Here is a 16,467-nt window from a genome sequence, read left to right on the forward strand (position 1 = left end):
TGCGGCCCAGCCGCAGCCCGACTTTCACTTCCGGAACCCGGCCGGTTCCCGCGCCGAGAGGTAACGAAGGACAAAATGAGCGACGAAACTAACTCCGAAGAAAACGCCGAGCAGATCGACCACGGCGTGCACGGCAAGATCGACCAGGTTGATCTGCGCCTGGAGATGCAGCGCAGCTACCTCGACTACGCGATGAGCGTGATCGTGGGTCGTGCGCTGCCCGAGGTGCGCGATGGCCTGAAGCCCGTGCACCGCCGCGTGATCTACGCGATGTATGACGGTGGTTACCGCCCCGAGAAGGCGTTCTCCAAGTGCGCCCGCGTGGTCGGCGACGTGATGGGTCAGTTCCACCCGCACGGTGACTCGGCGATCTACGACGCCCTGGTTCGCCTGGTGCAGCCCTGGTCGCTGCGCTACCCGCTGGCACTCGGCCAGGGAAACTTCGGTTCCCCGGGTAACGACGGCGCCGCGGCCCCGCGATACACCGAAACCAAGATGGCCCCGCTGGCCATGGAGATGGTTCGCGACATCGACGAGGACACCGTCGACTTCCAGGACAACTACGACGGTCGCACCCAGGAGCCCGCGGTCCTGCCGGCTCGGTTCCCGAACCTGCTGGTCAACGGCTCGGTCGGTATCGCCGTGGGTATGGCCACCAACATCCCGCCGCACAACCTGCGCGAGGTAGCCGCCGGTGCCCTGTGGCACCTGGCCAACCCCGAGGCGCCGCGGGAAGAGGTCCTCGAGGCGCTGATGGAGCGCATCAAGGGACCGGACTTCCCGACCGGCGCCCAGATCCTCGGTGTCAACGGCATCAAGGACGCCTACCGCACCGGCCGTGGCTCGATCACGATGCGCGCGGTGGTCAACGTCGAGGAGATTCAGGGTCGTACCTGCCTCGTGGTTACCGAGCTGCCCTACCAGGTCAACCCGGATAACCTGGCCATTCGCATCGCCGACCTGGTCAAGGACGGCAAGCTCGCGGGTATCGCCGACATTCGCGATGAGACCTCGGGTCGTACCGGTCAGCGCCTGGTCATCGTACTCAAGCGCGATGCCGTGGCGAAGGTTGTGCTGAACAACCTGTACAAGCACACCCAGCTGCAGGAAAACTTCGGTGCCAACATGCTGGCGATCGTGGACGGAGTGCCGCGCACCCTGTCCCTGGACGGCTTCATCACCGCCTGGACCGCCCACCAGGTCGACGTGATCGTGCGTCGCACCCAGTTCCGTCTGCGTAAGGCCGAGGCCGACGCGCACATCCAGCGCGGCTACCTGGCGGCCCTGGATGCCCTGGACGAGGTCATCGCGCTGATCCGTCGCTCACCGGACGTGGACAAGGCCCGCACCGGCCTGATGGAGCTGCTGAAGGTAGACCAGCTGCAGGCCGATGCGATCCTGGCGATGCAGCTGCGTCGTCTGGCCGCCCTGGAGCGTCAGAAGATCATCGATCGGGCCGCCGAGCTCGAGCGCGAAATCGCCGAATACAAGGCGATCCTGGACAGCCCCGTGCGTCAGCGCGAAATCGTCAGCGAGGAGCTGACCGAGATCGTCGACCGCTACGGCGATGACCGTCGCACCGAGATTATGTACGGCTTCGATGGCGACATGAACATCGAGGACCTGATCCCCGAGGAGGAGATGGTTCTGACCGTCACCCGCGGCGGATACATCAAGCGCACCCGCAGCGACAACTACCGCTCGCAGCACCGCGGCGGCAAGGGCGTCAAGGGTGCCCAGCTGCGTGCCGATGACGTGGTGGAGCACTTCTTTGTGACCACCACCCACCACTGGCTGCTGTTCTTCACCAACACCGGACGCGTGTACCGTGCCAAGGCCTATGAGGTCATCGAGGCCGGTCGTGACGCCAAGGGTCAGCACGTGGCCAACCTGCTTGCGCTGCAGCCGGGGGAGGAGATCGCTCAGATCCTCGACATCCGCGACTATGCGGCCGCCGAGTTCCTGGTGCTCGCTACCCGCGGCGGTCTGGTCAAGAAGACCTCGCTGTCCGAGTACGACACCAACCGCACCGGTGGCATCATCGCGATCAACCTGCGCGAGGGCGACGAACTGGTCTCGGCGATGCTTGTTGAGCAGGACAGCGACCTGATGCTGGTGTCCCGCCAGGGAATGTCCATTAGATTCACAGCGGATAATGAGGCGCTGCGTCCGATGGGTCGTTCAACCTCGGGTGTGACCGGCATGAAGTTCCGCGGCGACGACAACCTGCTCTCGGCCTCGGTACTCCCGCCGGCCGGCGAAGAGGGCTTCGTCTTTGTGGTGACTGAGGGCGGATTTGCCAAGCGAACGGACGTGGAACAGTACCGCGTCCAGGGTCGTGGCGGGCTCGGAATCAAGGTTGCCAAGCTCAGCGAGGACCGCGGCGAACTCGCCGGTGCCCTGGTGGTGGGCGATGAGGACGAGGTCCTCGTGGTCCTGGCCAGCGGCAAGGTGGTACGCTCTGCCGTGGCCGAAGTTCCGGCCAAGGGTCGCGACACCATGGGTGTTGTCTTCGCCCGGTTCGCAGATAACGACCGTATTATTGCGCTTGCGCGTAACAGCGACCGCAATCTTGACGGACAAAACGGGGAAGACGAGACCGACGCACCGACGGTAACGGAATCGTCCGAGAAGGAAGAATAAGCATGAGTACTAGCGTTGCCGAAAAGCTCGCAAAGAAATCGAATAAGCGTCAGAACACCAAGCAGGTGCGGCTGAAGCTGGTCTACATCGACTTCTGGTCGGCCCTGAAGCTCTCCTTCCTGGCGGCCGTGGCGATCGCCATCATCACCGTTGTGTTCTTCTTCCTGGTGTACACGGTGCTCCAGCAGACCGGCGTGTTTGAGCAGATCAACAACCTGTTCAAGACCGTCGCCGGCAAGGAGGCGCAGGACGGTAACGACCTGACCGCGATCTTCGACCTGGGCCGGATCATGGGCTTCGCCGCCGTTCTGGCGATCCTGAACCTCGTGGTGGTGACCGCGCTGGGAGCCATCTCGGCTGCGCTGTACAACCTCGCCGTGAAGGTCACCGGTGGCGTACTGGTGGGCTTCACCAACAACTAGTCATATGGCTCGGTGTCGCTGCCTCCTCTGGGGCAGCGACACCGGCGTTTAACCGGGTAATCTCGCCCGCGTCAAAGCCCGGAATTGCGCGGAACACGCCGCCCGGCGGGCTCGATTTGAGAATTCATTCATACCTCCGGTATTCTGATTGATGTCCACAGGGGGCTATAGCTCAGGCGGTTAGAGCGCTTCGCTGATAACGAAGAGGTCCCAGGTTCAAGTCCTGGTAGCCCCACTCTGAGGAAGTTTCACTTCCTTCGAAAATTGGGGCCTTAGCTCAATTGGTAGAGCGCCTGCTTTGCAAGCAGGAGGTCAGGAGTTCGATTCTCCTAGGCTCCACAGGATAAAAACCGCCTCGTCGCAAGACGGGGCGGTTTTGTTTTGCCCGGAATCTGCGACGAACGTGCATTCGGTTTGCTGTTGCCCGGCGCCGCGCGGCTGTAGTTTGGGGGAATGGATATCCGCGTCGCCGCGTACGGCATCATCACCGATGGCTCCCAGATTCTGCTTGCGCACTGGAACGAGCGGGGGCATTCGGGCTGGACGCTGCCCGGCGGCGGTATCGATCCGGGGGAAGACCCGGCCGATGCTGTGGTCCGTGAGATCTTTGAGGAGACGGGATTCAACGCCGAGGTGACCGGCCTGATCGGCATCGACTCCCTGGTGACCCCCGCACACCGGCGACTGGATCCCACCCGGCGTGTCCCGCTGCACAACCTGCGCATCGTCTATCGGGCGAAGATCACCGGGGGAGAGCTGCGCTATGAGGAGAACGGATCAACCGACTGGGCGGCCTGGCATGAACTGGATGAGGTCGAAAACCTGGGTACCGTCAGCCTGGTCCCCGCCGCACTGGCGCTCTGGCGGGCCCAGGAGTCCTAGAACGCAGTGAGGGGCCCCGAGCTTGCGCTCGGGGCCCCTCGACGTCTCTGGGACGACTAGCTGTCGGACTGTGCCGGCTCGTCTTCGGAGACCCAGAGCTCATCATCGGCCCGGAAGGTCTGCCACAGTGCGTAGGCGACCCCGGCGGCGGCCAGAACACCGGCACCGATGGCCAGGACGCTGCCCACGCCACGCTTCTTCTTCTGCGGGGCGGCAACAACCAGGGCGCGCTTGGCGGCGGCCTTGGGGTTGACCCGGGCGAGGGCGGTCTGCACACGCTTATCGCGTGCCACATCGCCGATGGACAGAACCGTACCGACGGCGGCGCCGAGGGCGGGGACTACCTTGTGATCGATGCCGTGCTTGGCGGCATCCACCACATCACGGGTGATCGAGACACCGCGGTCTACGACCGGCTGAACGTGGCTCTCATAGGACTGCACCACGGAGGGCACAACCTGCTCGCGGCCATAATTACCGACCTGACGGCCAGCCTCACGTGCTACCCCGTTTGCGTGCTCCAGCAGTTCCTGCTGGGCGGCCCAGAGGGCACTGGCATCTCCCTTGAGGCGCTTGATTTCTTTCTTGCGCTGACGCGACAGATTCACTCTGGACCTCCATTGCTCGTTTTGGACGTGTCGGTTAACCATCTTGCCACCGAATCCTTGGAACGGGACGGTGATTGACAAAACAAGTATGCGAGAATTGACCCATGTCAAAGCACACCGCTGTCGCAACCATCCACACCAACTACGGTGACATCATCGTGAACCTCTACGGCAACCACGCGCCGAAGACGGTAAACAACTTCGTAGGTCTCGCCACCGGCGAGCAGGAGTGGGCCGATGAGCGCACCGGTGAAAAGCGCAACACCCCCCTCTACAAGGGCACCGTTTTCCACCGCATCATCCCCGGCTTCATGATCCAGGGCGGCGACCCGCTCGGTAACGGAACCGGCGGCCCCGGCTACAAGTTCGACGACGAGATCGTTGATGACCTGACCTTCGACTCGCCCTACATCCTGGCCATGGCCAACGCGGGCAAGATCGGTGGCCGTGGTACCAACGGTTCGCAGTTCTTCATCACCGTCGCCCCCACCACCTGGCTGCACGGCAAGCACACCATCTTCGGCGCCGTCGAGGATGAGGCCAGCCGCGCAATCGTTGACAAGCTGGCAGCGGTTCCGACCGACGCCCGTGACCGTCCGATCGATGACGTGGTCATCGAGGGCATCGACATCGCCGCAGTCTAGTCTGCGCGCCCGGGTCACAATATGAGTTCAAATTTTGGGGCCCGGGCCAGCGATGTCTGCTATCGCCATCCCGACCGGCAGAGCTTTGTGCTCTGCCAGCGTTGCGGCCGCACGATCTGTGGAGAATGCCAGACGCCGGCCGCGGTGGGGGTGATCTGCCCCGAGTGTCTGCGTGAGCAGCGCGGCGCGATGTCTACCGCCCAGAAGCGCGCCTCACGCTGGGGTGCCCGCGGGGGAGTCGCCCCGCGATTTGCCAGCGTCACCAACGTGATCATTGCAGTCACGGTGGTTGCCTTTATCCTGCAGTGGATCATTCCCGGCTTCACCCAGGCGTTCTGGTACGCCCCGCTGTTTTCTGAACCGCAGCTGTTTGAGCCCTGGCGGATGCTGACAGCCGTATTCCTGCACTCCACCGGTTTCATCCTGCACATCCTGCTGAACATGTACACGCTGTGGATCTTCGGCCGAGCCCTCGAGCAGCAGCTGGGCCGGGGAAGGTTCCTCACCCTGTATCTGATGGCCGGGTTTGCCGGCTCGCTCGGTGTGATGTTCCTCGCTCCGATCAACCAGCCCGTGGTTGGTGCATCCGGTGCCATTTTCGGACTGATGGGTGCCTTTATCGTCATTCAGCGGCGCCTCGGTAACGAGATGCGCAGCCTGCTGGTTCTGGTGGGAATCAACCTGGTGATCGGATTCTTGCCGAATGCCGGAATCTCCTGGCAGGCGCACCTGGGCGGCCTGGTCGGCGGCGCCATCTTTGGATGGATCTGCTACGAGTGCCGCGGCCAGGGCAAGAAGCGAAAGTTCTGGCTCCTGGTTGGCGGTTTGGGCGCGGTAATGGTGCTGCTCTCGCTGTTCCGCCTGTTTGTGCCCACCTACGGCTAGCATTCCGGGGAGCAAAAACGCCGGCTCGGCATCCTGTTGAGGATGCCGAGCCGGCGTTTTGTTTGAGCATTGTGGGCGTGTGGCGGGTTATCCACGTGCTTGTCCACACGGATTCACAGGGTTACCCCCAGGGTTATCCACAGCCTGGGGATAGTTACATCGGTGTAATTGTCCACACTGTGGAGGACGCTGTGGATGGAATTACCTGAGTGTAATTATCGCCACTGGGTGGTCATCAGGAATCCGATGAACGCGATTCCGAAGCCGACCAGAATGTTCCAGGAGCCCAGTGCCGGGACCGGGAGCACACCCTGGCTCACATAAAAGACGATGATCCAGACGAGTCCGAGGAGCATGAAGCCGAACATCACCGGCTTGAACCAGACCGCGTTGGGTACCGGCTCGCCGCTGGTTTCGGTGCCCTGCGCGGGCTGAGTTTTCTTGGATTTTGCACGTGCCATGTCCCCGATTGTAGCCGAGCCGCGACAGCGATCGCAGGCTCTGCGACGAATGCCAGCCGAAACTTCACCCTCTGCGGATAGAATTACGGCCATGTCTTCCGATTCCGACGGCTCGATTCCGCCCACCCGCGCTGCGCGCCGCGCCGCCGAACGGGCCGCCGAACAGGCAGCAGAGCGCGACGCCCTCGCCGCCCGCCAGCCCGCCGTGCCTTCTGCGACGCCCGACGTGCCGGAGTCTGCATCCGTGCCTTCTGCGACGCCCGACGTGCCGGAGTCTGCATCCGTGCCTCTTGATGCCGGCGACACCGCCCGAGTGCCCGAGCAGCCGGAATCTTCCGCGGCGGCCGAGCCCGCCGTGGCACCGGAACCGGTCGTGCCCCAGAGCATGACGGAAGCCGCTGCAGTCCCGACCCCTGCGCACGGGGAGTCCGCACCCTCGATCGAGACCCTGTTTGGGCTGACCGATCCTGCCACCGCGCAGTCCGCGTCGGATGCACTCGAAGCCTCACGTCATGATGAGTCGCAGACCGTTGCCATGCCCGCGGCGCCCGTGGCCGCGGCCGGTGCAGGCTCCGGAAAGCGGCGCCGCAAGCGTCCGTTCGAGGGCTTCAGCGTGATCGGAGCGTTCGGGGAGATTCTGCTCACCGCCGGCGTACTGATGCTGCTCTATCTGGTGTGGCAGCTCTGGTACAACGACATGGTTGAGCGCGGTCAGCAGGACGGCGCCGCGGCCTCGCTCTCCCAGCAGTGGGACAAGGACGCCAAGGAAAACCCCGCCCCCGCCTTTGAGGGTGCGGCACCGGTGATTCCTACCCCGGTAGACGGAGAGACCTTCGCCAACCTGCGTATTCCGCGCTTTGGTGAGTCCTACGGTGCTCCGCTGGCCGGCGGTGTGTCCAAGGCCAAGACCCTTGATAAGGCCGGTATCGGTCACTACTCCGACACCCAGCTCCCCGGGCAGCCCGGAAACTTCGCGCTGGCCGGTCACCGCAATACCCACGGTGCCCCGCTCAACCAGGTCGCTAACCTCCGCGTGGGTGATGCGATCGTGATCGAAACACCCGAGGGCTGGTTCACCTACCGCTACCGCAACTCCGAATACGTGCCGCCCACCGCGGTGGATGTGCTCAATGCGGTTCCGCGTGAGGACTCGGTGGCCGCCACCCAGTCGGTCATCACCCTCACCAGCTGTAACCCGATCATGTCGACGGCCGAGCGAATCATCGCCTACGGACTGTTTGAATCCTTTACCCCGCGCGCCGATGGGGCGCCCAAATCGCTGAACCCCGTGGAGGGCTAACATGTACGCAGCACTCTGGCGCATCCTGCCCGGCCCGGTCTGGCTCCGACTGATCCTGCTCCTGGTACTGATCGGCGCCGCCGTGTACGCGCTGGTCACCTGGGGCTTTCCCTGGGTCCAGTCGATCGTAGATAATCAAGAAGTCACCATTGAACAGTAAGTGAAGGCCATGACCCGCGTTTTAGTCATTGATAACTACGACAGCTTTGTATACACCCTCAATGGCTACCTGCAGCAGCTGGGCGCCGAGACCGAGGTTGTTCGCAACGATGCGTTTGACGCGTCCGAGGCCGACCGGCTGGTGAACGAGTACGACGCTATTCTGGTTTCTCCCGGCCCGGGAACGCCCGGCGACGCCGGAGTGTCCATTGCCATGGTTCGGGCCGCTCACGCCCACCAGGTGCCCCTGATCGGTGTATGCCTGGGACACCAGGCCATCGCCGAGGCCTTCGGTGCCACGGTGACCGTGGCAGAGGAGCTGATGCACGGCAAAACCTCCGCCGTGACCCACGATGAGAGCACCTTCTACCGTGGGGTCCCGCAGCCCTTTACCGCGACCCGCTATCACTCGCTCGCGGTGGTGGATGACACGGTCCCCGACGAGCTCGTGGTGACCTCGCGGACCGCCGGTGGCGTGATCATGGGTCTGCGGCATGCGACCTCACCCATCTTTGGAGTCCAGTTCCACCCGGAGAGCGTGCTCACCGAGGGTGGCTACCAGATGATTGCCAACTGGCTCGAGGTGGCCGGCCTGGCCGAGGCACCCGAGCGGGCGCGCACCCTGAGCCCGCTGCTGGCGACAACGCCGAGCGGTCGCTAAGCAGTTCACAAAAAACCTCCCGCACACTCGGTGTGCGGGAGGTTTTTTGGTTTCGGTCGATTAGCCGCCGGCCGGAGGCGTGGACGGGTCGGTGCTCGGCGGTGCCGTGGTTCCGGTGCAGTAGCCCAGCTGAACCTCGGTGCCCTGCGGCGCCGAGCCCGGGGCTACCGACTGCGAGTTCACGATCGAGTCCTGCTGCGCGGGACAGGTGGGGTCCGGGCGCGGTACCACGTTCAGACCCAGCGCTTCGAGCATTGAGGTGGCCACATCCAGCTTGTTGCCGCGGACATCGCTCACCTGAACGGTGCCATCCGAGACGGTCAGATCGATCCGCGAGCCGGGTGAGACCGCGGCACCGGCGGCCGGGGTGCTGGAGATGACGGTGTCCTTGGCAACCGAGGGCGAGCTCTGCGAGTTGATCGTGCCCACCTCGAGTCCCGCCTCGGCAAGCTTTGCGGTCGCGTCGGCCTGGCTCAGGTTCTGCACCTCGGGTACGGCCACGGTCTTGGCACCCAGTGAAACGTAGAGCTTAACCACGCTGCCCGGGGCCACCTCGCTGCCGGACTCGGGATCGGTCCGAATCACCGTCCCAGTGGCGACGGTGTCGCTGTTTTCCTCGAAGACGCTATCTACCAGGTTCAGCCCATGCAGGGTGTCCACGGCGTTCTGCTGACTCATCGAGGCAAGATCCGGCAGGGTTTGCTTAGTGGTGTTGTCCGCGGTGTTTGAGAGCGAGAGCACCCACACCAGGATCGCGATCAGAATCACCGCGACCACGGCGGCACCGGCCCAAATCCACACCACCGGGGGGCGACGCTGGGTTTTGGTCTGCACCGAGGCATCGGTGAGCTGGCGCAGGGCCTGCTCGGCATTGGAGGTGGTGGTGCCGGTGGCACCAAACAGCATGGTGGCGGCCTCGGGCTCGGGGCGCGCGGCGGGTGCCTGACCCTGACCGGCGGCGATGAGCTCCTCACGGAACTCGGCGGCCGACTGGTAGCGGTCATCACGGTTCTTGCTGAGCGCGCGGGCGACCACCATATCCAGGGCCGTTGAGACACCCGGGTTGAGCTCGGAGGGGCGCATCGGCGCCTCACTCACGTGCTGATAGGCAACCGCAACGGCGGTTTCCCCGCGGAAGGGTGCGCGGCCGGTGAGCATCTCAAACAGCACCACGCCGGTGGAGTACAGGTCGGTGCGTGCATCCACGGTCTCGCCCTTGGCCTGCTCCGGGGAGAAATAGGACGCGGTGCCGAGGATCGCGGTGGTCTGCGCGACGGTGGCCGAGGTGTCCGAGACGGCGCGGGCGATACCAAAGTCCATCACCTTAACTGCGTCATCGGCACCCAGCATGATGTTGCCGGGCTTGATGTCGCGGTGAACCACACCGGCTCGGTGCGAGTACTCCAGCGCCGTCAGAATCTTGCTGGCAATGTGAACGGCACGCTCGGGGGACAGGGCACCCTGATCGGCGATCACCTGGCGCAGCGTGCGCCCGGGAACATACTCCATGACGATGAAGGGCTGGAGAACCCGGTGTCCCGAGGCGTCCAGGCTCTCATCCTCGCCGGCGTCATAGACACGAACGATTGTGGGGTCGGCCATGCGCGAGGCCGCCTGAGCCTCCTGGCGGAACCGCAGTCTGAATGCCGGATCGCTGGCCAGGTCGGCCTTGAGGATCTTGAGCGCGACCGTACGGCCGAGCTTGGTGTCGGTGGCCTGGTAAACGTCGGCCATTCCGCCGCGTCCAATCAGCGCTCCGACGATGTATCGGTCAGCTAACCGACGCTCTTGCTCAGCCACAACACTCTCCAGATTCCCCGTGCGACACTATCGCTTCTATCATGACACGGTCCCCGGCGTTTCCGCCGGGGACCGTGCTGTGGGCGACGATTTACGCCACCGGTTGGTACTAGTTGTTTGGTGTGGACGACGGCGTGCTGGAGGGCACGGTCACTTGGATGATCGGCACCGAGGTGGTGGGCGATGCGGGCGACTCGTTGTTTTCCCCACACAGGGCCACATACGAGATGGTTGCCGGTCCGGGGAACCCGCCCAGGGTGATTTCCACCGAGGTCTGGTCGCGCGGCACGGTACCCGAACCCGAGAGCGTGGCGCCGTTCACGGTGATGCGGTAGCCCTCAAGCTGCAGGCCGGCCGGGCACTGGTCATAGCGAGCCCAGGTCACGGTGGCCTTGGAGTTTTCCACGCAGCCGTTGGGCCCACATGCCACGGCGGGCGCGCTGCCCGGGGCGGGAATCGTGGCCATCGGACCGTAGACGGTCACCACGATATCGCTCCCCACCGGAACATTGCCGCTCTTGGAGAGCTTGCTCACGGTATTGACCTGGTCGCGACTTGTGGCCGCGTTACCGGTGGCCAGGGTGGGCTTCAACCCCAGCCCCGACAGTGCATTCACGACCTCATCGCCGTTCTTTCCCACGTACGCATTGGGATCCACCAGCACCGTGGTTTCGGTGGGGGTGGGCGTCGTGGACGGGGTATCCGACGGGTCGGAACTCACGGTATTGGACGGAGTGTTGGTGGCCCCGTCTCCACCGTCACCGGGCTTGACCAGCGCAAAGATCGTGAAGCCCAGCACGATGGCCAGGATCGTGATCAGCGCGATCAGCGGCCAGGTCCACGGGCTCCGCTTCTTCTTTTCCTCGTCTGCGGCACCCTCGGCGGCGTCTGCAGCCTCGGGCTCCAGCCCGAAAAGCTGCTGGCGCTGGGTAGCCGAGGTGTTGAGTAGGGTCGTGGCGGCCTCGGAGGAACCGATCAGCTGGGTGGCACCGGTGATCGCGACGCCATCGGCGATCGAGGGCACAGCGGCGGTGGCCGCGGCCACGTCTCCGCGGCGCAGTGCCTGGGCAGCACGAGCCACATGCACCGAGGAAGCCGGGCGGTCGGCCGGGTTCTTCGCGAGCATCGAGAAGACCAGGTTGCGCACGGGCTCGGCGACGGTCGCCGGAAGCTCCGGCGGTGCCTCGTTAATCTGCGCCATGGCGATGGCCACCTGAGACTCACCGGTGAACGGACGCTTGCCCGCCAGTGCCTCATAGGCAACGATGCCCAGTGAGTAGATGTCGGTGGACGGCGATGCCGGGTGACCGGACGCCTGCTCCGGGGAAAGGTACTGCACGGTCCCCATGACCTGACCGGTGGCCGTCAGCGGCACCTGGTCGGCGATCCGGGCGATACCGAAGTCGGTGATCTTGACCCGGTGGTCCGGGGTGATCAGCAGGTTGCCGGGCTTGATGTCGCGGTGCACCAGACCGGCCGAGTGGGCCGCCTGGAGAGCCAGGGCGGTCTGCGCGACGATGTCGAGCACACGATCCGAGGGGAGCACACGCTCGCGCTCAAGCACCGTGGAGAGCGCCTCGCCGGGCACCAGCTCCATGACGAGGAACGCGCTGCCCTCCTCCTCACCGTAGTCATAGACATTGGCGATGCCCTCATGGTTGACCAGGGCCGCGTGGCGTGCCTCGGAGCGGAAACGCTCGAGGAAGCTCGGGTCGCCGAGGTACTCATCCTTGAGGATCTTGATCGCGACGGTACGTCCGATCACCGAGTCGGTCGCCTGCCAGACCTCGCCCATACCGCCGATAGCGATTCGCGAAACCAGCTCGTAGCGTCCCCCGAAGGTCAGTCCTGCCGTGGGTCTCATTTATTCAGCACCGCCTCTATAACTTTCTTTGCAATCGGAGAAGAAACAATATTTCCCGAGGAATGGTGTCCCAGGTCACCGTCGTTTTCCACCACGACCGCTACCGCAACTTCGGGGTTTTGCGCGGGCGCAAACCCGGTAAACCAGAGCGTATACGGATCATCGACACCGTTTTGAGCGGTGCCCGTTTTTCCGGCCACGTCGACCCCCTCTATTCTTGCATTATTGGACTGCCCGGTAGCGACCGCGGCGATCATCATTTTGGTCAGCTCCGACGCCTGATCCGGCGTCACCACCGTGCGCAGTTTCTCCGGGTCGAACGATTTGACCACATCCAGGTTCGGAGCGATCACCCGATTGACCATGTTGGGTTTCATCATGACGCCCCCGTTGGCAATTCCGGCCGAAACCATCGCCATCTGCATCGGCGAGGCGCGTACATCCCACTGGCCGAAGGCCGAGAGCGCGGTGCTGGGCACGTCGCCTCCCTTGGGGTAGACGCTCGGCTCGACGCGCAGCGGCACATCCAGCGGGGTATTGAACCCAAACTTCTCGGCCTGCTCGCGGATCTTGTCCGCCCCCAGACGAATACCCAGTTCGGCCATCGGCACGTTACAGCTCTGCCGGATCGCCTCGGCCAGGGTGACGGTCTCGCCCGGGCCACAGGCCTCACGAGTGAAGTTGTACACCTTGGTGCTGGTCCCGGGCAGCTCGATGAACTGCGGGTTGGGGAACTCGCTCTCGGCCGTGTATTCGCCCGAGGCCAGGGCGGCGGCGGCCACGATGACCTTGAAGCTCGAACCCGGAGGATTCAGGTTTCCGCCGATGGCCCGGTTGATCAGCGGGTCCAGCGGGTTGGCCAGTAGGTCCTTATAGAGTGCGGTGACCGCATCCGAGTTGTGTGAGGCCATCCCGTTGGGATCAAAGGTGGGGTTGGTCACCATCGCCAGGATCTTGCCGGTTTTGGGTTCGATAGCCACCACGGCGCCGCGACGATTCCCGAGGGCCTCGGAGGCCGCCTGCTGCACCTTGGACTCGATCGAGAGCTCAACCCGGGCACCGCGCGCGGGCTGGCCGTTGACGATCCGGGCCAGGTCCGCGAGGAACTGATCGCTCGAGGTGCCGGTGAGATAGTCGTTCATGGACTGCTCAATACCGGTGGCACCCTGAATCGGGTTGAAATAGCCGGTTACGCCCGCATAGAGCGGCCCCTGTGGGTACTCGCGCTGATAGCGGAACTCATCGTTGGAGGGCACCGACTGCGCAATGATCGTGCCGTCGGCGAGCACGATCGGGCCGCGCTCCACCTGGTAACTGTCATAGCGGGTTCGCGTGTTGCGGGGATCCTTGCCCAGCGCGTCGCTCTGCACACCCTGAATCACGGTGGAGGACACAAACAGTGCGGCAAACATCAGCACCACAACCGCGCCGACCCGGCGGAGTTCCTTATGCATCGCGAGACTCCTCGAGTTCGGGCTTGGCACCGTCGCTGAGCTTGAGCAGCAGCGCGACGATGATCCAGTTGGCCACCAGGGCCGAACCGCCGGCGGCCAGGAACGGCGTCGCCAATCCGGTCAGCGGGATCACCCGGGTCACCCCGCCCACCATGATGAACACCTGTAGGGCGATCGTGAACGCCAGGCCGATGGCCAGGAGCTTGCCGAAGTCATCACGCGTGCTGAAACCGATCCGTAGGCCGCGGGCGACCAGGATCAGGAACAGCGCGAGGATCGCGAACAGTCCGGCGAGCCCCAGCTCCTCGCCGAGGCTGGTCACGATGAAGTCACTCTCGGCCAGCGGGGTGAGGTTCGGGCGACCCTGACCGAGCCCGGTCCCGGTGAATCCACCGTGGGCGAGACCAAAGATGCCCTGCACGAGCTGCCAGCTCCCGCCAACCTTGTCGTAGTTTGCCTGCGAGAACGGATCCAGCCAGGCATCAAAACGGCCACTCACATAGGAGAGTCGCTGACTGGCAAAGTACGCGCCCCCGAGGAACAGGGCCATACCCAGCAGTACCCAGCTCAGGCGTCCGGTGGCCACGTAGATCATGATCGTGAACATGCCGAAGTACAGCAGTGCGGTACCCATATCGTGCTGGAACACGATGATGCCCATCGACATCAGCCAGACCACAAAGATCGGCCCGAGATCCCGCAGTCGGGGGAATCGAATGCCCAGGAACTTCTTGCCCACCAGGGCCAGGGTGTCGCGGGTGCGCACCAGATAACCGGCGAAGAAGATAGCCAGGAAAATCTTGGCGATCTCACCGGGCTGGAAGTTGACCACGTCGCCGATGCCGATCCACACGGTCGCGCCGCCCACGGTACGGCCCAGGCCGGGAACCAGGGGCAGCAGGAGCAGGATGAAGGCGCCGAGCCCAAAGAGGTAGGTGTAGCGGAAGAGCACGCGGTGGTTGCGGATTAGCAGGATCACGATGATCGCCGCGATGATCGCGATCGAGCTCCATACGATCTGCCGGGTCGAGGCAGCCGACCAGCCCGACACGTTGCGAGCCACATCGATCCGGTAGATCATCGCCAGACCCAGGCCGTTAAGCACGGTGGCCACCGGCAGGATGATCGGGTCGGCATCGCGGGCGACAAAGCGCAGGCAGATGTGCAGGCCGAATACCAGCGAGGCCAGGGCCCCACACAGCGCCAGAATCTCGGGTTCGATCTGCCCCAGAGCACCCAGCTGAACACTCATCAGGGCACCGGCGTTGACCACGCAGGCAAAAATCAGCAGCGCGAGTTCACGGTTACGGTGCGTCTTGGGCATCCGTAGTTTTCGCATCGTCCGGATCACGCCGGTATCGGCCTGGAGGGCGACACCACCGGCCGCGGGCGCACGCGTGTTCAGGGCTTCGGTGCTCACTGGTCGCCCTCCTTGCTGAGCTGACGGAGTCGGTTCACGATCGCGTCGGCATCATCGAGGGAGTCGGCCGGGACGTTCTGTCGGACCAGATTACGGTCGTACTCCGGGAGCTTGCTGAGCTTGATATCGGTATCGCGATACTCATGGGAGAGCGAGATGAAACCGAGATCCTGCGGCACACCCTGATAGATGGTTACCGTGCTGCGGTCGGGGCTCTGGCCCACAAAGTAGCGCGACTGGGTCCAGGAATAGCCGATGACCGCTGCCAGCAGCAGCGCGAGCAGCACAACCATTGCTCCCACACCCCAGGTGAGGCGGCGGCGCCGGATACGACGGGCGTCCTCCTCCAGAAGCTCGCCATAAAACTCGTCGGACTCCACACCGGCCGGAACCGGCGGAAGCTGGGTGGCCGCGGCGGTAGCGCGGGTTCCGGGCAGACGCAGGGCCGGCAGGATGCTGGTGCGGCGCGGCGCCGAGATCTCAAAGGCCAGGGGCTTCGCGGCGGAACCGACGGTCTGTACGTCGCCCTCTACGCTCTCGGTGGAAACGTCGTAGATCACCACGGTGACATTGTCCGGGGCGCCGCGATCCAGGGTGTAGCGCACCAGCCGGTCGGCCACCTCGGCGGGGGAGAGGTCGGCCATCAGTGTGGCACGCAGAAGTTCGCGATCCACCACACCGGAGAGGCCATCCGAGCACAGCAGCCAGCGATCCCCGGGCTGGGTTCCCAGGACGATGGTATCCACCTCGGGGGACTGATCCACGTCGCCCAAAACCCGCATCAGTACCGAGCGGCGCGGGTGAACCAGCGCTTCTTCCTCGGTGATCCGACCGGCATCCACCAGACGCTGGACGAAGGTGTGATCGGTGGTGATCTGGCTGAGCTCACCATCGCGCAGCAGGTAGATGCGGGAGTCGCCAATATGGGCGATCGCGACCTCATCGCCCACGCGGACCAGGGCGTCCACCGTGGTGCCCATACCGGTGAGCTCGGGGTGTTCAAAGACGGCCTCGGTCAGCTGACCGTTGGCCGCGATTATCGCGGTTTGCAGGGCGGCGGCGGCATCCTGAGCGGTGGGGTAGTCGATATCCGCCTCGATGATGCGGCGCAGGGCCACGGCGCTGGCCACATCGCCACCCGCGTGCCCTCCCATGCCGTCGGCGACCACAAAGAGCGAGTTCCCGGCGTACCCGGAATCCTGATTGTTGCTGCGCACCCGTCCCACATGGGAGAGTGCCGCGCTCTTACCGCCGACGGTCATGC

At 64.2% G+C, this 16,467-nt stretch carries 15 protein-coding genes and 2 tRNA genes; 10 read left to right on the forward strand and 7 right to left on the reverse strand.

The window, feature by feature from the left end:
* Window positions 1–75 precede the first annotated feature (75 nt).
* The 5 genes from gyrA to D9V34_RS05420 all read left to right on the forward strand — a co-directional run bounded on the left by gyrA (window position 76) and on the right by D9V34_RS05420 (window position 3,947).
* Complete coding sequence (gyrA, locus tag D9V34_RS05400) at window positions 76–2,643, forward strand: DNA gyrase subunit A (RefSeq protein ID WP_121687869.1); 2,568 nt, start codon at window positions 76–78, stop codon at window positions 2,641–2,643.
* 2 nt (window positions 2,644–2,645) lie between these two features.
* Entirely contained in the window at window positions 2,646–3,065 is a 420-nt protein-coding gene (locus D9V34_RS05405; RefSeq protein WP_121687870.1) for a DUF3566 domain-containing protein, read from the forward strand.
* Window positions 3,066–3,226: 161 nt separating this feature from the next.
* Window positions 3,227–3,300: transfer RNA gene (locus D9V34_RS05410), tRNA-Ile, on the forward strand.
* A gap of 31 nt (window positions 3,301–3,331) precedes the next feature.
* Window positions 3,332–3,404, forward strand: a tRNA-Ala gene (locus tag D9V34_RS05415).
* A 114-nt stretch (window positions 3,405–3,518) separates the two neighbouring features.
* Window positions 3,519–3,947, forward strand: a complete 429-nt coding sequence (locus D9V34_RS05420; RefSeq protein ID WP_121687871.1) for an NUDIX hydrolase — start codon at window positions 3,519–3,521, stop codon at window positions 3,945–3,947.
* Window positions 3,948–4,003: 56 nt separating this feature from the next.
* Here the strand turns inward: D9V34_RS05420 and D9V34_RS05425 are convergent, their stop codons facing one another.
* The gene (locus tag D9V34_RS05425) at window positions 4,004–4,555 is read right to left on the reverse strand and encodes a DNA helicase (protein WP_121687872.1); all 552 of its coding nucleotides are present in this window, start codon (window positions 4,553–4,555) and stop codon (window positions 4,004–4,006) included.
* Window positions 4,556–4,659: 104 nt separating this feature from the next.
* Between D9V34_RS05425 and D9V34_RS05430 the strand changes: the two genes are divergently transcribed.
* Together D9V34_RS05430 and D9V34_RS05435 are read left to right on the forward strand one after the other, a co-directional pair.
* Window positions 4,660–5,199 carry a peptidylprolyl isomerase gene (locus D9V34_RS05430; protein WP_030147566.1) on the forward strand — a complete coding sequence of 180 codons (540 nt, stop codon included), beginning with the start codon at window positions 4,660–4,662 and terminating at the stop codon, window positions 5,197–5,199.
* 21 nt (window positions 5,200–5,220) lie between these two features.
* A complete protein-coding gene (locus D9V34_RS05435; protein ID WP_121687873.1) occupies window positions 5,221–6,084 on the forward strand; it encodes a rhomboid family intramembrane serine protease in 864 nt (287 codons plus the stop codon).
* 215 nt (window positions 6,085–6,299) lie between these two features.
* On the opposite strand, the gene D9V34_RS05440 is transcribed toward D9V34_RS05435, so the two are convergent.
* Entirely contained in the window at window positions 6,300–6,545 is a 246-nt protein-coding gene (locus D9V34_RS05440) for a cell division protein CrgA (protein WP_030147564.1), read from the reverse strand.
* A 91-nt stretch (window positions 6,546–6,636) separates the two neighbouring features.
* Here D9V34_RS05440 and D9V34_RS18080 point away from each other — a divergent pair, with 91 nt between their 5' ends.
* From D9V34_RS18080 to D9V34_RS05450, 3 genes are read left to right on the forward strand one after another with little or no spacing between them, the layout of a single operon-like run.
* Window positions 6,637–7,845, forward strand: coding sequence for a class E sortase (locus tag D9V34_RS18080; protein WP_245991924.1), 1,209 nt, complete (start codon window positions 6,637–6,639; stop codon window positions 7,843–7,845).
* A 1-nt stretch (window position 7,846) separates the two neighbouring features.
* Window positions 7,847–8,005, forward strand: a complete 159-nt coding sequence (locus D9V34_RS17740; protein WP_183091863.1) for a hypothetical protein — start codon at window positions 7,847–7,849, stop codon at window positions 8,003–8,005.
* A 9-nt stretch (window positions 8,006–8,014) separates the two neighbouring features.
* A complete protein-coding gene (locus D9V34_RS05450; protein WP_121687896.1) occupies window positions 8,015–8,665 on the forward strand; it encodes an aminodeoxychorismate/anthranilate synthase component II in 651 nt (216 codons plus the stop codon).
* Window positions 8,666–8,725: 60 nt separating this feature from the next.
* On the opposite strand, the gene pknB is transcribed toward D9V34_RS05450, so the two are convergent.
* The 5 genes from pknB to D9V34_RS05475 all read right to left on the reverse strand — a co-directional run bounded on the left by pknB (window position 8,726) and on the right by D9V34_RS05475 (window position 16,465).
* Window positions 8,726–10,465: a Stk1 family PASTA domain-containing Ser/Thr kinase gene (gene pknB / locus D9V34_RS05455; protein WP_121687874.1), complete on the reverse strand. Its 1,740-nt coding sequence runs from the start codon at window positions 10,463–10,465 to the stop codon at window positions 8,726–8,728.
* Between the two features lie 109 nt (window positions 10,466–10,574).
* On the reverse strand, window positions 10,575–12,329 hold the full coding sequence (locus D9V34_RS05460; RefSeq protein WP_121687875.1) for a protein kinase domain-containing protein: 1,755 nt from the start codon (window positions 12,327–12,329) through the stop codon (window positions 10,575–10,577).
* On the reverse strand, window positions 12,326–13,783 hold the full coding sequence (locus D9V34_RS05465; RefSeq protein WP_121687876.1) for a peptidoglycan D,D-transpeptidase FtsI family protein: 1,458 nt from the start codon (window positions 13,781–13,783) through the stop codon (window positions 12,326–12,328). The genes D9V34_RS05460 and D9V34_RS05465 overlap by 4 nt, the downstream gene beginning before the upstream one ends.
* On the reverse strand, window positions 13,776–15,122 hold the full coding sequence (locus tag D9V34_RS05470; RefSeq protein WP_245991926.1) for an FtsW/RodA/SpoVE family cell cycle protein: 1,347 nt from the start codon (window positions 15,120–15,122) through the stop codon (window positions 13,776–13,778). The genes D9V34_RS05465 and D9V34_RS05470 overlap by 8 nt, the downstream gene beginning before the upstream one ends.
* Before the next feature lie 77 nt (window positions 15,123–15,199).
* Window positions 15,200–16,465, reverse strand: coding sequence for a PP2C family protein-serine/threonine phosphatase (locus D9V34_RS05475; protein ID WP_121687877.1), 1,266 nt, complete (start codon window positions 16,463–16,465; stop codon window positions 15,200–15,202).
* Window positions 16,466–16,467: the final 2 nt, after the last annotated feature.

It is taken from the genome of Mycetocola lacteus, assembly GCF_003667575.1.
Lineage (GTDB): Bacteria > Actinomycetota > Actinomycetes > Actinomycetales > Microbacteriaceae > Mycetocola > Mycetocola lacteus.